The sequence below is a fragment of the Phenylobacterium sp. genome, from assembly GCF_030697925.1.
GTDB lineage: Bacteria > Pseudomonadota > Alphaproteobacteria > Caulobacterales > Caulobacteraceae > Phenylobacterium.
The window spans coordinates 1-13,611 of record NZ_JAUYOJ010000002.1 but is presented as its reverse complement, the minus strand read 5'-3'; the positions used below and the strand labels follow the sequence as shown (position 1 = coordinate 13,611).

The following is a 13,611-nucleotide window of genomic DNA, read 5'->3' as shown; positions in this document are numbered from 1 at the left end:
CTAGCGCGCCCGCTGTCCGAACAGCACCTTGCGCGCCTCCTCCGCCTCCTTGGTCGGGGCGCCCAGGTTGCGGCTGGTGATGGCCTTGCCGGCCTCGGCGCTGCGCTGGACAGCCTCACGCGCGGCGATGCGATCGTACCAGGCCTTCACGTTCGGGAACTGGTCCAGGACGATCCCCTGCATCTTCCAGGGCGCGACCCAGGGAAAGGCGGCCATGTCGGCGATGGAATAGTCCCCGGCCACGAAGTCACGACCTTCCAGGCGCTTGTTCAGCACGCCGTAGAGCCGCTCGGTCTCGTTGGTGTAGCGGATCGCGCCATAGGCCACCTGCCGCTGGTCGGCGATCATCGACGGCGCATAGCCGCGGAAGTGGTGGGTCTGGCCGGCCATCGGCCCGAGGCCCGCCATCTGCCACATCAGCCATTCCTCGACCTCGGCGCGGTTGCGCTCGTCGCGGCCGTAGAACCTGCCGGTCTTGCGGCCGAGATACTGCAGGATCGCGCCCGACTCGAAGACCGAGATCGGCTTCCCGTCCGGCCCCTCGGGATCGACGATGGCCGGCATGCGGTTGTTGGGGCTGATGGCCAGGAACTCGGGCTTGAACTGCGCGCCCGCCCCGATGTTGATTGGGATGAGCTTGTACGGGAGCCCCATCTCCTCCAGGGCGATGGTGATCTTGTAGCCGTTGGGCGTCGGCCAGAAATAGACGTCGATCGGCTCAGCCATGTGTTCTCTCCCGGATGCGGCCACGGGCTCATACATGGCGGATGCGCCGCCAAGCGCAACCGTCAAGCTGACAGTTCCGTTCAGGTCGAGTTCAGGCGGGAGCACTCAGGGTTAGCGCCTGGGACACCAAACCTTCCGAAAGGAGGTCATCGCCATGAAGCGCCTTATTCTCAGCCTAGCGGTCGCCGCCGCCGTCGCCGGCCCCATCGCGGCCAGCGCCACCTCCGCCTATGCGGATGACCGCGGCCGGCGCGATCACCGCGAGGACCGCTGGGACCGCCGTGAGGACCGTTGGGACAATCGTCATGATGGCGGTCGCTGGGACCGCCGCGAGGACCGCTGGGATCGCCGCGAGGACCGTCGCGACGACCGACGCGGCGGCTATAGCAGCTGGAATCGCGGCCGCCACAACGGCTACTACTACAACAACCGCTGGTACTACGGCCCGCCGCCCCAGGCCTATTACGGCAACCCCTATTATCGCCCGGGCTACGCTGCCTGGCGCCGAGGGTCGCACCTGCCGCCGTACTACCGGACCTACGTCGTACACGACTATCACCGCTACCACCTTCGCCAGCCGCCGCGCGGCTATGCCTGGTACCGGGTCGGCGACGATTACCTGCTGGCCGCCTTGGCCAGCGGCGTGATCTTCGACATCATCGCCAACAACTGAGCCGAATATCCGGAACCGATCCACGTCCCGCCCCGGAGCTCCGCTCCGGGGCGCTTTTGTTGCCGCGGGCGCCGTAGGGTCAGGCTTTCGGCCGCCCGGCAAAACGCTATCCTCTATCGCCAGATAAGGCGGGAGGAACGCCATGGACCTGATCAGCAACACCTATGTGGAAGGGCGGATCGGACCCACCCATGCTGTCGCCTACCCGCCCCTCTCCGGCGTCGATCTGGCCGACGCGGGTAGCTTCACCGGCGGCCAGCCCTTCAACGCCTATGCGCGCCTGCGCCGAGACGCCCCGGTGATGTGGCATCCCGAGCCCAGAGGCGGCCCGGGCTTCTGGGCGGTGACCCGCCACGCCGACGTCATGACGGTGGACGCCGATCCGGTGACCTTCTCGTCGCAAAAGGGCGGCATCCTGATGGGCTACGGCGAGCCGGAAGGCCGCCACGGCCAGCTCCACCGCGCCAGTCTCGACGCCATGATCAACCTGGACGGCCCGCCGCACATGGCCCTGCGCCGCGAGCACATGCCGTACTTCACGCCATCCTATCTGCGCGGACTGACAGACAGAGTGTCGGCGGAGGTGACCCGGCTGCTGGACGACATGGCCAAGAAGGGCCGCTGCGACCTGGTCTCGAACTTCTCGGCCCACCTGCCACTCTACACCCTGTGCGAGATCCTGGGCGTGCCCGAGGCCGACCGGCCCAAGTTCCTGGGCTGGATGCACTTCCTGGAACTGGCCCAGAACATCGCCGGCGAGCAGTCCGGCGAGGGCCAGTTGGACATGGCCAACCTTCCGCCAGAGGTCCAGGCCTTCATCGACGCCTTCAACGCCAATGTCTCGGAGATGTTCGAATACGGCCGGGTCATGCTGCGCAAGCGCCGGCTCGACCCGCAGCCCGACCTGATGTCCGCCATAGCCCGGGCCCAGGTGGACGGGGAACTCCTGTCGGACGAGTTCCTGGACGGCTCCTGGCTGCTGATCGTCTTCGCCGGCAACGACACCACCCGCAATACGCTCTCCGGCGCCATGAAGCTGCTGACGGAGTTCCCGGACCAAAAGGCCCGGCTGATCGCCGATCCGTCGCTGCTGCCCAATGCGGCCAACGAGTTCATCCGGATGGTGAGCCCGGTGATCTACATGCGCCGGACCGCCACCCGCGACGTCGAGCTGGGCGGCCAGATGATCGGCGAGGGCGAGAAGGTGATCATGTACTACGGCGCGGCCAACCGGGACGAGGCCGTGTTCGCAGACCCCGACCGCCTGGACGTCGGGCGCGCCAACGCCGACAAGCACATCGCCTTCGGCTACGGCCCCCATGTCTGCATCGGCAAGCGCGTGGCCCAGATCCAGCTCGAGGAGGCCTACCGCCAAATCCTGGCGCGCTTCCCCGACATCGCCTGGACCGGCGAGATCGACATCGCCCCGAACAACTTCGTCCACGCCGTTCGGCAGCTCGGCGTGGCGTTTACGCCCGAGAGCTAGGTAGCTCCCTCGCGATGACCGGCGACGCACGCCTGGAGCAGTGGAGACGCGACGCGGCCGCGCCGTTCGAGGGTTGGGACTTCTCCTACCTCAAGGACCGCATGGTCGAGGCCGAACCCGTGTGGGACTATCTGGCTTTGGCCAGGGCGGCGATTTGCCAGTCCACCGACCTGCTCGATGTCGCCACCGGGGGTGGAGAAATCCTGTCATCCCTGGCGCCTTTCCCCGGCCGCGCCCGGGCCGTCGAAGGCTTCGAACCGAACCTGCCGATCGCCCGAGCTAGGCTGGAGCCGCTGGGCGTGCAGGTCTTCAGGGGCGGCGCCCGCGCGGGCATGCCCTTTGACGACGGGTCATTCGACCTGATCCTCAACCGCCATGGCGGTTTCCGGGCCGCCGAAATGGTCCGCGTGCTTCAGCCAGGCGGCGTCTTCCTCACCCAGCAGGTGGCGGGAGACAACCTAGCCGACCTGGCGGAAGCATTTGGCGCGCCCCTCGCCTACCCCGGCAACACCCTGGATCGGGTCGTCGACGACCTTCGCGTTCTCGGGTGCGAGGTGCGCCGGGCCGAGACCTGGCGCGGCGCCGTCACCTTCAGCGACGTCGGAGCCCTGGCGTATTTCCTCAAGGCCATTCCCTGGGTCGTTCAGGACTTCGACGTCGATCGACACCGGCAAGTCCTCGAGGCGCTCCAGGCGGGAGCAGAGGCCGGCGAGCCGCTGAGCTTCACCTACACGCGCTATCTGGTCGAGGCGGTGAAGGCCTAGCTCGCGAATCTAGAGCCCCAGCTTCGCTTTCAGGAGCTGATTGACCGTCCCGGGATTGGCCTTGCCGCCGGTGGCCTTCATGACCTGGCCGACGAACCAGCCGATGGCCTGGGGCTTTTCCCTGACCGAGGCCGCCTGGCCCGGATTGGCGGCGATCAGGTCCTCGATGATCTTCTCCAGCGCCCCGGTGTCGGAGACCTGCTGCAGGCCCTGCTTCTCGACGATCTCGCGCGGGCGCCCCTCGCCGGCCCACATCCGCTCAAAGACGTCCTTGGCGATCTTGGAGGAGATGACCCCCTCCTCGATCAGGGCCACCAGCTCGGCGATGGCGTCGGGCTTCAGCGGGCTGTCGCCGATCTCCAGATTGGCGGCGGCCAGCCGCGCGGCCAGTTCGTTGGTCACCCAGTTGGCGGTCAGCTTGGCGTCGCGGCCCTTGGCGGCTTCCTCGAAGAAGTCGGACCGGGCCTGCTCGATGATCAGCACCCCGGCATCATAGGCCGACAGGCCGTACTGCGATTGCAGGCGGGCCTTCTTGGCGTCCGGCAGCTCCGGCAGGCTTTCCTCGATCCGCTTCACCCAGGCCGGGTCGAGGTCCAGCGGCAGCAGATCGGGATCGGGGAAGTAGCGATAGTCGTGCGCCTCTTCCTTCGACCGCATCGAACGGGTCTCCAGCTTGTTCGGGTCGAACAGCCGGGTTTCCTGGTCGATCTTGCCCCCGTCCTCCAGGATCTCGATCTGGCGGCGGGCCTCGTACTCGATGGCCTGCTGGATGTAGCGGTAGGAATTGACGTTCTTGATCTCGCAGCGGGTGCCCAAGTGGCTGAAGCTGCCGGTCTCGCGGAACTTCTCGTAGTCGCCCGGGCGGCAAACCGACACGTTCACGTCGGCGCGCAGGTTGCCCTTCTCCATGTCGCCGTCGCAGGTGCCCAGATAGACCAGGATGGTGCGGACCTTCTTCACATAGGCCGCGGCCTCGGCCGACGAGCGCATGTCGGGCATCGACACGATCTCCATCAGAGCCGTGCCCGCCCGGTTAAAGTCCATATAGGTGGCGTTGGGGTCCTGGTCGTGCAGGCTCTTGCCGGCGTCCTGCTCCAGGTGCAGGCGCTCGATCCGGACATTGAAGGTCGAGCCGTCGTCGTGCTCGACGATGACCACGCCCTCGCCGACGATCGGGTGCTTGTACTGGCTGATCTGATAGCCCTGCGGCAGGTCCGGATAGAAATAGTTCTTCCGGTCGAAATGGCTCTTGAGGTTGATCTGGGCCTTGAGGCCAAGGCCGGTCTTCACCGCCTGCTCGACGCAGTGGCGGTTGATGACCGGCAGCATGCCGGGCATGGCCACGTCCACCAGGCTGACCTGCTGGTTGGGCCCCGCGCCGAAGCCCACGGCCGCGCCGGAGAACAGCTTGGCGTTCGAGGCCACCTGGGCGTGGATCTCCAGGCCCAGAACCATTTCCCACGGGCCGGTGCGGCCCTCTATCAACTTGGAGGTCTCAGTCATGAGGCTCTACTAGCGCCGGTCGCGGGCGAGCGGAAGCCGGCTGTGCGATATCCCTTGCACGCGGACGGAAACGGAGGCGAAATCCGCGCTCAAGACCATTCGGGGATTAGGAAACCACCCATGAACAAGATGCTCGCCGCAGGCCTCGCCGGCCTGTCCATGTCGTTCGGCGCGCTCGCCGCCGCGCCTGTCCTGGCCCAGGACGCCGCCGCCGCGCCGGCCGCGGCGCCCGCCCCCGCCTCCGTGGACGCGACCCCGGTTATGCAGCTCGTCGACAACCCGACCACCAAGGCCGTGGTCGACAAGCACATCCCGCAGCTGGCCAGCCATCCGGCCTATGACCAGTTCAAGGAAATGACCCTGAAACAGCTCCAGCCGCTGTCCCAGGGCGCGATCACCGATGAAATGCTGGTCGCCCTGCAGTCCGATCTCGACAAGGTCAAATAGGCCGACACACCGTCGCGAGACGAGAGACCCCGCCTCACCGGGCGGGGGTTTTTTGTTGCTGTTTCCCGGACAGCGAGACGGCAACCTTGACCGGGGCCGCGGCGTTTACTCCGCAAGGCCGGTCCCGACGCAACGGACGCCGGGGCGTCCGCGCCTCGCAAGCGGAAGGCAGGTCCCATGCGACAGGCCAGCGGCGTTCCCACAGCCCTATTCTTCCTAACCTCCGCCCTGGGGGTGGGAACGGCCTATCTGGCCTACGCCGGCGGTGGCCTGACGGCCGCCATCTGGGTCGAAGGCCTCTTCCTGACCTGCGCCGTGCTACTGGGGACCGCGACAAAGGTCGCCAGCCAGTGGGAGCGGGCTGTGGTCCTGCGCCTGGGACGTTTCCGGGCCCTCAGGGGACCGGGTCTGTTCTTCATAATCCCCATCGTCGACGCCATCGCCTACTGGATCGATATCCGGGTGATCACCTCATCGTTCAAGGCCGAGAAAACCCTCACCAAAGACACCGTTCCGGTCGATGTGGACGCCGTCCTGTTCTGGAAGGTCGTTGATCCGGAAAAGGCCGCGCTGGACGTCGAGGACTACGGCAACGCCATCGCATGGGCTTCGCAGACCGCCCTGCGCGACGTCATCGGCAAGACCATGCTGGCCGATATGCTGGAGGGTCGCGAAAAGATCAGCCGGGAATTGGGCCGGATCATCGACGAACGCAGCCAGCCATGGGGGATCAACGTCATCTCCGTCGAACTGAAGGATGTCCTCATCCCGGCGTCCCTGGAAGACGCCATGTCCATGCAGGCCCAGGCCGAGCGCGAGCGCCAAGCACGGATCATCCTGGGCGACTCCGAACGCCAAGTGGCCGAGAAGTTCAAGGAGGCGGCCAGGACCTACGCCGACGACCCCGCGGCCTTCCACCTGCGGGCCATGAACATGCTCTATGAAGGCCTCAAACAGAACTCGACCATTGTCGTCGTGCCCTCGACGGCGGTGGAGACCATGAATTTGGGCGGCCTGGCGGGAACCACCGCGCTCGCGCTCCAGCTCGCCAAGGCCCGCGCGCCCAAGCCCGCCGTCGTGCGGCCAGCCGCCTGACCTCCCGGCAAGGAAGGAGCAAACCATGAACGTATTCATCCTGTTCGCTGGCAGCGGCCCGCTGGTGATCCTCACCTCGCATGCCTCGATCGAGGACCCCGACCTGCTTGAGAAACTCGCGGCTAAGGGGGTCGACAAGTTCCTCGCCTACAGCGTCCCGTTAGGCTTGGCCAAGGCGCGCTATGGCATGCATTTCGATATCGTCGCGCGCGGCCTCTCGGAGACCGATGACCTACGGGTGCTGGATTTCGACGGCGCCCGCGCCTTCCGCCTGTTCAGCTTCGGGGAAATGACGGGGCCGTTCGTCTACGAGGCCGCGACGCCGCCGCGCGTCGGGTCGCTAGCGGCCGTCTAGGGCGCGCCGCCTACCACCACCGCGCCGGCTTGGCGCGGAAGTCGGCGGCCTTCTCGATGGCGCCGCCCAGGGAGAACAACGTCCCCTCATCCAGCGCCTTGCCGATCAGCTGCAGGCCGAGCGGCAGGCCCTTGGCGTCGACGCCGGCGGGAATGCTCATGCCGGGCAGGCCCGCCAGGTTCACCGTCACCGTGAAGATGTCGTTCAGGTACATGGCCACCGGATCGTCCGCGTTCTCGCCGAGCCCGAAGGCGGCCGACGGGGCCGTGGGCGTCAGCAGGGCGTCGACCTTCTGGAAGGCCCGGTCGAAGTCGTCGGCGATGCGGCGGCGGACCTTGAGCGCCTTCAGGTAGTAGGCGTCGTAATAGCCGGCCGAGAGCACATAGGTGCCGATCAGTATGCGGCGCTTGACCTCCGCGCCGAAGCCCGCGGCGCGGGTCTTCTCATAGGTCTCGGTGAGGTTGGCGCCGTCTTCGCGCAGCCCAAACCGCATGCCGTCGTAGCGGGCCAGGTTCGAGGAGGCCTCGGCCGGCGCCACGATGTAGTAGGCCGGCAGGGCGTACTTCGTGTGCGGCAGGGACACCTCGACGATCTCGCAGCCGGCCTCCTTCAGCCAGGCGATCCCCTGCTCCCACAGTTTCTCGATCTCGGCCGGCATGCCGTCGACCCGGTACTCCTTGGGAATACCGATCCGCAGGCCCTTCACCGACTTGCCGACGAAGCTGGCGAAGTCCGGGACCTCGACGTCCAGGCTGGTGGAGTCCTTCACATCGTGGCCGGACATGGACTTCAGGAGGATCGCCGCGTCCTCGACGGTCTTGGCGATCGGTCCGGCCTGGTCCAGGGACGAGGCGAAGGCCACCACGCCCCAGCGCGAGCAACGGCCATAGGTCGGCTTAATGCCCACCGTGCCGGTGAACGAGGCCGGCTGGCGGATCGAGCCGCCTGTGTCGGTCGCCGTCGCGCCTAGGCAGAGTTCGGCCGCCACCGCCGCGGCCGACCCACCCGACGAGCCGCCGGGAGTCAGCTTGGCGTTGCCGCCCTCCGCGCGCCAGGGATTGACCACCGGACCAAAGGCCGAGGTCTCGTTGGACGAGCCCATGGCGAATTCGTCCAGGTTCAGCTTGCCCAGCATCACGGCCCCGTCGCGCCACAGGTTGGCGGTGACGGTGGATTCGTAGGTCGGGACGAAATTGCCAAGGATGTTCGACCCGGCGGTCGAGCGGACCCCTTCGGTGCAGAACAGGTCCTTGATCCCGAGCGGCGCGCCGTCCAGCGCCCCGGCCTCACCCTTCGCCCGGCGGGCGTCTGAGGCCTTGGCCATCTCGATGGCCTTTTCGGGCGTCTCCAGGATGAAGGCGTTGAGTGGGCGGGCGGCTTCCACCGCCGTCACGTGGGCGGCGGTGAGTTCCTCCGACGAGAACGACTTGTCGGCGAGGCCGGTCAGCGCGGCCTTCAGGGTGAGCGAGGTGAGCGCGGTCATCTATTCCACCACCTTCGGCACGACGAAGAAGCCGTCGATGGTCTTGGGCGCGTTGGAGAGCACCTGGGAAGCGTCCCCGCCCTCGGTGACCACGTCTTCGCGCATCGGCGCGGGCATGTGAACGGCCGAGGTCATCGGCTCGACACCGTCGGTGTCGACCTCGGCGAGCTGCTCGATCCAAGTCATGATGCCGGTCAGCTCCTTGGCCAGAGCCTCCAGCTTTTCCTCGGGCTCGGCGATCCGCGCGAGCCTCGCGACCTTACGGACGGTCGCGGCGTCGATGGCCATGGGGCCCTCCTCAATCTCAGAGGCCTGCCCTAGCCGTGCGCGCCCGCCTTTGACAAGTGATCCCTCGCCTCAAGCCGCGGCGAGGCGGCTTTCCAGTTCGTCCAGGCTGACCACGAACCAGACATGGCGACCGCGATTGGACTCGTAGACGAAGTCACGCAGCGGGCCACTGTGCGCCAAGTGGCGGGAGATATCGCCGACCACGGCCAGCCCGATCCCATAGTTGACGAACTTCTGGATCGCATCGCCGGCGATGCGCGTGGAGAGCACGAAGAAATCCTCGCCCAGACGCTCGGCGGGGATCGCCGCCCATGCGACGCCGGCCCCCAGCGCGTCGCCGATCAGGTCGATGGCGTCGCGATCACTGCGCACGGGCAGGCCTTCGGCGCCGAGGACCATCACCCGCACCTCGCCCATCTCTCGGATCAGGCCGCTCATGACGCACCTCGCAGGAAGTCATAGATGGCCTGAGCCTGGCCCGGCAGGACGTGACGCCCCTCCGGCAGGTAGCGGACATCTGCTCCTGGCGCATGCGCCGCCAGCCGCCGCCGCGTGCCTTCGGAGTCCAGCAGGACGTCCTTGCCGCCGACGATCGCCAGGACCGGCATGGTCAGGCGGGCCAGGGCGGCGTCGCTGAAGGCCGGGATCTTGAGCGGACGCGGACGCGTGCTGCTCGCGACCAGGGTCGTGAAGGCCACGAAGCCCTGAGCTTCCGGCGGCAGTTCGTCCAATGACGAACCGAACACCATCTCGCGAAGCTTCTCCTGGCCCCACTTTCCCATGAACAACAAGGGCGCCGCCTTCAGCAGAAAGTTCTTCTGCGCGCCCACGCCCGCCGGGCACAACACCGCCAGCCGTTCGATCCGTTCCGGCCGGCGCGTTGCGTAGTCCAGGGCCAGCCAGCCGCCCAGCGAGACGCCGACTAGGCAGGCCCGCTGGACACCGAGCGCCGCCATCACCTCGTCCAGCCACCGGACATAGGCCTCCGAAGCCAGCGGCGGCCGCACAGGGGCGCTGAACCCAGCGTCGCCGGGTACGTCCACAGAATAGACGCGGAAGCTCTGCGACCAGTGGGCGCTGTCGAACATCCACGTCGCGGCGTTGGCCTGGGCCCCGTGGAAGGCCAGCAGCGGTGGGGCGTCCTCGGGCCCGCAGACGACCACGAACGTCTCGCCTCGGGCTGTTGGAATCCGCAACTCCTGCTTAGGGACCGGCCAGGCGTCCAGCACCTTGCGATAGGCCGCCTCGACCGCTTCCTGAGCCGCCTGCGACCTGTAGATCGCGCTCATCGGTAGGCGTCCGCCCAGAAGCTGATCAGCTTCAGCAGGTCGCGGGTGACGTCCAGCCCGCCCACCAGGATGATCTTCAACCGCCTGCGCTCGCGGTCGTGGATGGTCTCCGCCCGCATCGGCGGTTCGCCCGCGCCCCGGGTGTTCATCGTCCCCATCAGGGCGTTGGTCATCCGGATGGCGGCGTCCAGGTCGACGCCGTCGATCTCCACGATGCTGGAGACCTCCACATGACGGCCGGCCGGCGCGGGCTGGCCGGTGAAGGCCTCCAGGTCGGCGCGGGCGATCCGGTACTGCTTGCCGATGCGCACGGCGCTGAGCCGGCCCTCCCGGATGTAGCCGCGGACGGTCCGCACATGCAGGCCCAGCCGCTCGGCGACCTGGTCAACGGAATAGAGCTCTTGCGACACGGCGCGGGGTCTCCGGGATTTACGTAAACTTCCCTATCACACCCCATACAACCTTCAATAGGTGCTTTTTCGTCGCTTCGCGCGGCCCCTCCTCCCCGCTATGGAAGCCCATGGCCGTCGTCGATCTCACCGAACTCCCCGCCCTCCTCCCCCGCTACGGCGCGCTGGTGGGCCTCGACCTCGGCGAGAAGACCATCGGGGTGGCGGTCTCCGACCCCACCCGAACCGTGGCGAGCCCGCTGACCCTGATCCGCAAGACCAAGTTCACCGACGACGCCAAGGCGCTGTTCAAGCTGATGGACGGCCGTGAGGTCGCTGGGCTGGTCATCGGCCTGCCGGTCAATATGGACGGGACCGAAGGCGTTCGCTGCCAGTCCAACCGCGCCTTCGCCCGCAACCTGCTGCGGCTGCGGCCCGAGCTCGTCATCGCCTTCTGGGACGAGCGGATGTCGACCATGGCGGTCAACCGCTTCCTGATCGACGAGGCCGACATCAATCGCGCCCGCCGCGCCGAGGTGGTCGACAAGATGGCGGCGGGTTGGATCCTGCAGGGCGCCCTGGAACGCCTGCGAACTGTGGAGCGATGACCAAGCCGCTTGGCGCCCCGGCATAAGCCGCCTAAGACGCCGCTTTAATGAGCGCCGCCCTAACCGGTCTGAACGAGGTCCTTGGTCGGACCTTCCCCTTCCCGCAGCGGCATTTCCTGTCCGTGGTGGATCTGAACCCCGTGGAAGTCGCGGGGCTGCTGGATCTCGCCGACAGTTTCGTCGCCCTGAACCGCCAGACCTCGAAGAAGCTCGACCTGCTCAAGGGTCGGACCCTGATGAACCTGTTCTTCGAGAACTCGACCCGGACCCAGAGCTCCTTCGAGCTGGCCGGCAAGCGGCTGGGCGCCGACGTGGTCAATATGAGCCCGCGGTCCTCGTCGATCTCCAAGGGCGAGACCCTGATCGACACGGCCGTGACGCTCAACGCCATGCAACCCGACCTGCTGGTGGTGCGCCACGCCTCGTCGGGCGCGGCCTCCCTGCTCGCCCAGAAAGTCACCTGCTCGGTGATCAACGCCGGCGACGGCCAGCACGAGCATCCGACCCAAGCCCTGTTGGATGCGCTCTCCATGCGCCGCGCCTTTGGGCGCATCGCGGGCCTGCGGGTGGCCATCTGCGGCGACGTCCTGCACTCGCGCGTGGCGCGCTCCAATGTCGGCCTGCTGCAGATGATGGGCGCCGAGGTGCGGCTGGTGGGCCCGCCCACCCTGATGCCGGCCCAGGCCGACCGCTGGGGCGTCGCCGTCCACCACGACATGCGCACCGGCATCGCCGACTGCGACGTGGTCATGATGCTGCGCCTGCAGCTCGAGCGGATGGACGGGGTGTTGGCCCCCTCGCAGCGCGAATATTTCCGCTTCTACGGCCTGGACCGCGAGAAACTGGCCTATGCCTCCCCCGGCGTGCGGGTGATGCATCCCGGCCCGATGAACCGCGGCGTCGAGATCGATTCCGACGTGGCCGACGACCTGGCCGTCTCGCTGATCCAGGACCAGGTCGAGATGGGCGTGGCCGCGCGCATGGCAGTCCTCGCCTCCTTGGCCGCGCGGCTGGACAACGACTGATGAGCCAGATCGCCTCCGTCTGCGTCTTCTGCGGGTCGAGCCCCGGCGGCGACCCGGCCTATCGCGTCGCTGCCGAGGCCCTGGGCCGGGCGATCGCCAATCGCGGCCACCGGCTGGTCTATGGGGGCGCCAAGGTGGGCCTGATGGGCGCGCTGGCCGACGCGGCCCTGGACGCCGGCGGCGAGGTGGTGGGCGTCCTGCCCGCGGCCCTGGCCGACAAGGAGATCGCCCACAATGGCCTCTCGCGCCTGGAGATCGTCGCTTCCATGCACGAGCGCAAGGCGCGGATGGCCGAGCTTTCCGACGGCTTCGTCGCCCTGCCCGGCGGGGTCGGCACCCTTGAGGAGATCTTTGAGATCTGGACCTGGGGCCAGCTCGGCTTCCACGCCAAGCCGGCGGGATTCCTCAACGCGCTCGGCTATTTCAACGCCCTGCGCAACTTCGTCGACCACGCCGTGGGCGAGGCGTTCCTGCAGGCGCCCCACCGCGACATGATTATTTTCCGCGAGGACGCCGGACAGATGCTGGAGGCGCTCGACGCCTATGTCCCGCCGGTGGTCGAGAAATGGATCGGACGGCCCGAACTATGACCCAGCGCCCGACCGCCTTCGTCAACGCCCGCCTGGTAGACCCGGCCAGCGGCTGGGACGGCCCCGGCGCCCTGCTGGTCCGGGACGGCAAGATCGCCGACGTCGCCCAGGGCGGCGACCTGGGGACCCTGTCGGCCGATATCGAGGTCATCGACGCGGGCGCCGCCATGCTGGCCCCCGGCCTGGTGGACCTGCGGGTCAAAACCGGCGAGCCGGGCGCCGAAACCAAGGAGACGCTCAAGTCCGCCGCCCTGGCCGCCGCGGCCGGCGGCGTCACCTCCATCGTGCTTCAGCCCGACACCGACCCGGTGGTGGACGAGGCCTCGGTGGTCGACTTCATCCTGCGCCGCTCGCGCGACATCGAGCTGGTCCACGTCTATCCGGCCGGCGCCGCCACCAAGGGCTGCCGCGGCGAGCGGATGGCCGAGATCGGGCTGATGGCCGAGGCCGGCTGCGTCTATGTCACTGACGCCGACCGGCCCATCGTCGACTCCAAGGTCCTGCGCCGGGTGCTGGCCTACGCCAAAAGCTTCAACGTCCTGGTCGCCCACCGGCCCTCCGATCCGTGGCTGGCCAACGGCTCGGCCGCCACCGAGGGCGAGTTCGCCGGCCGCATGGGCCTGCCCAGCGTGCCGCCCATCGCCGAGAAGATCATGCTGGAGCGGGACCTCGCCCTGGTGGAGCTCACCGGCGCGCGCCTGCTGGTCGACCAGGTGACCACCGCCTGCGCCCTGGAGAGCCTGGCGCGGGGCAAGGCCAAGGGCCTGCCGGTCACCGCCACCACCTCGATCAACCACCTGTCGTTCAACGAGATCGACATCGGCGACTACCGCACCTTCCTGAAGTTCGACCCGCCGGTGCGCGGCGAGGACGACCGCCAGGCGACCATC

General features: G+C 67.7%; 17 protein-coding genes. 10 read left to right on the top strand and 7 right to left on the bottom strand.

The features are described from left to right. Positions 1-726, bottom strand: coding sequence for a glutathione S-transferase N-terminal domain-containing protein (locus Q8Q88_RS00095; RefSeq protein WP_305673165.1), 726 nt, complete (start codon positions 724-726; stop codon positions 1-3). A 154-nt stretch (positions 727-880) separates the two neighbouring features. Between Q8Q88_RS00095 and Q8Q88_RS00090 the strand changes: the two genes are divergently transcribed. From Q8Q88_RS00090 to Q8Q88_RS00080, 3 genes are all read left to right on the top strand, one after another. Further along, positions 881-1,399, top strand: a complete 519-nt coding sequence (locus Q8Q88_RS00090) for an RcnB family protein (protein ID WP_305673164.1) — start codon at positions 881-883, stop codon at positions 1,397-1,399. A 142-nt stretch (positions 1,400-1,541) separates the two neighbouring features. After that, positions 1,542-2,885, top strand: coding sequence for a cytochrome P450 (locus Q8Q88_RS00085; RefSeq protein WP_305673163.1), 1,344 nt, complete (start codon positions 1,542-1,544; stop codon positions 2,883-2,885). A 14-nt stretch (positions 2,886-2,899) separates the two neighbouring features. After that, positions 2,900-3,649 (top strand): class I SAM-dependent methyltransferase, encoded by a 750-nt coding sequence (locus Q8Q88_RS00080; protein ID WP_305673162.1) that lies wholly within the window; start codon positions 2,900-2,902, stop codon positions 3,647-3,649. A gap of 9 nt (positions 3,650-3,658) precedes the next feature. Here the strand turns inward: Q8Q88_RS00080 and gatB are convergent, their stop codons facing one another. Further along, on the bottom strand, positions 3,659-5,152 hold the full coding sequence (gatB, locus tag Q8Q88_RS00075; protein WP_305673161.1) for an Asp-tRNA(Asn)/Glu-tRNA(Gln) amidotransferase subunit GatB: 1,494 nt from the start codon (positions 5,150-5,152) through the stop codon (positions 3,659-3,661). 120 nt (positions 5,153-5,272) lie between these two features. Here gatB and Q8Q88_RS00070 point away from each other — a divergent pair, with 120 nt between their 5' ends. The 3 genes from Q8Q88_RS00070 (at position 5,273) to Q8Q88_RS00060 (ending at position 7,049) form a co-directional block, all read left to right on the top strand. Then, the gene (locus Q8Q88_RS00070) at positions 5,273-5,599 is read left to right on the top strand and encodes a hypothetical protein (RefSeq protein ID WP_305673160.1); all 327 of its coding nucleotides are present in this window, start codon (positions 5,273-5,275) and stop codon (positions 5,597-5,599) included. 177 nt (positions 5,600-5,776) lie between these two features. Then, positions 5,777-6,694 (top strand): slipin family protein, encoded by a 918-nt coding sequence (locus Q8Q88_RS00065; RefSeq protein WP_305673159.1) that lies wholly within the window; start codon positions 5,777-5,779, stop codon positions 6,692-6,694. A 25-nt stretch (positions 6,695-6,719) separates the two neighbouring features. Continuing rightward, the gene (locus tag Q8Q88_RS00060; protein ID WP_305673158.1) at positions 6,720-7,049 is read left to right on the top strand and encodes a hypothetical protein; all 330 of its coding nucleotides are present in this window, start codon (positions 6,720-6,722) and stop codon (positions 7,047-7,049) included. Between the two features lie 10 nt (positions 7,050-7,059). Here the strand turns inward: Q8Q88_RS00060 and gatA are convergent, their stop codons facing one another. From gatA to Q8Q88_RS00035, 5 genes are all read right to left on the bottom strand, one after another. Further along, positions 7,060-8,532, bottom strand: a complete 1,473-nt coding sequence (gene gatA / locus Q8Q88_RS00055) for an Asp-tRNA(Asn)/Glu-tRNA(Gln) amidotransferase subunit GatA (RefSeq protein ID WP_305673157.1) — start codon at positions 8,530-8,532, stop codon at positions 7,060-7,062. Next, on the bottom strand, positions 8,533-8,820 hold the full coding sequence (gatC, locus tag Q8Q88_RS00050; protein WP_305673156.1) for an Asp-tRNA(Asn)/Glu-tRNA(Gln) amidotransferase subunit GatC: 288 nt from the start codon (positions 8,818-8,820) through the stop codon (positions 8,533-8,535). 69 nt (positions 8,821-8,889) lie between these two features. Further along, the gene (locus Q8Q88_RS00045) at positions 8,890-9,258 is read right to left on the bottom strand and encodes a DUF4180 domain-containing protein (RefSeq protein ID WP_305673155.1); all 369 of its coding nucleotides are present in this window, start codon (positions 9,256-9,258) and stop codon (positions 8,890-8,892) included. Further along, the gene (locus Q8Q88_RS00040; RefSeq protein WP_305673154.1) at positions 9,255-10,109 is read right to left on the bottom strand and encodes an alpha/beta fold hydrolase; all 855 of its coding nucleotides are present in this window, start codon (positions 10,107-10,109) and stop codon (positions 9,255-9,257) included. The genes Q8Q88_RS00045 and Q8Q88_RS00040 overlap by 4 nt, the downstream gene beginning before the upstream one ends. After that, positions 10,106-10,519, bottom strand: a complete 414-nt coding sequence (locus Q8Q88_RS00035) for a helix-turn-helix domain-containing protein (protein WP_305673153.1) — start codon at positions 10,517-10,519, stop codon at positions 10,106-10,108. The genes Q8Q88_RS00040 and Q8Q88_RS00035 overlap by 4 nt, the downstream gene beginning before the upstream one ends. Before the next feature lie 110 nt (positions 10,520-10,629). Here Q8Q88_RS00035 and ruvX point away from each other — a divergent pair, with 110 nt between their 5' ends. The 4 genes from ruvX to Q8Q88_RS00015 form a co-directional block, all read left to right on the top strand. Then, positions 10,630-11,106: a Holliday junction resolvase RuvX gene (gene ruvX / locus Q8Q88_RS00030; RefSeq protein WP_305673152.1), complete on the top strand. Its 477-nt coding sequence runs from the start codon at positions 10,630-10,632 to the stop codon at positions 11,104-11,106. Between the two features lie 47 nt (positions 11,107-11,153). Continuing rightward, complete coding sequence (locus Q8Q88_RS00025; RefSeq protein WP_305673151.1) at positions 11,154-12,131, top strand: aspartate carbamoyltransferase catalytic subunit; 978 nt, start codon at positions 11,154-11,156, stop codon at positions 12,129-12,131. Then, complete coding sequence (locus Q8Q88_RS00020) at positions 12,131-12,721, top strand: TIGR00730 family Rossman fold protein (RefSeq protein ID WP_305673150.1); 591 nt, start codon at positions 12,131-12,133, stop codon at positions 12,719-12,721. The genes Q8Q88_RS00025 and Q8Q88_RS00020 overlap by 1 nt, the downstream gene beginning before the upstream one ends. Then, the coding region (locus Q8Q88_RS00015) for a dihydroorotase (protein WP_305673149.1) at positions 12,718-13,611 on the top strand (894 nt) is incomplete at its 3' end. The genes Q8Q88_RS00020 and Q8Q88_RS00015, both read left to right, overlap by 4 nt.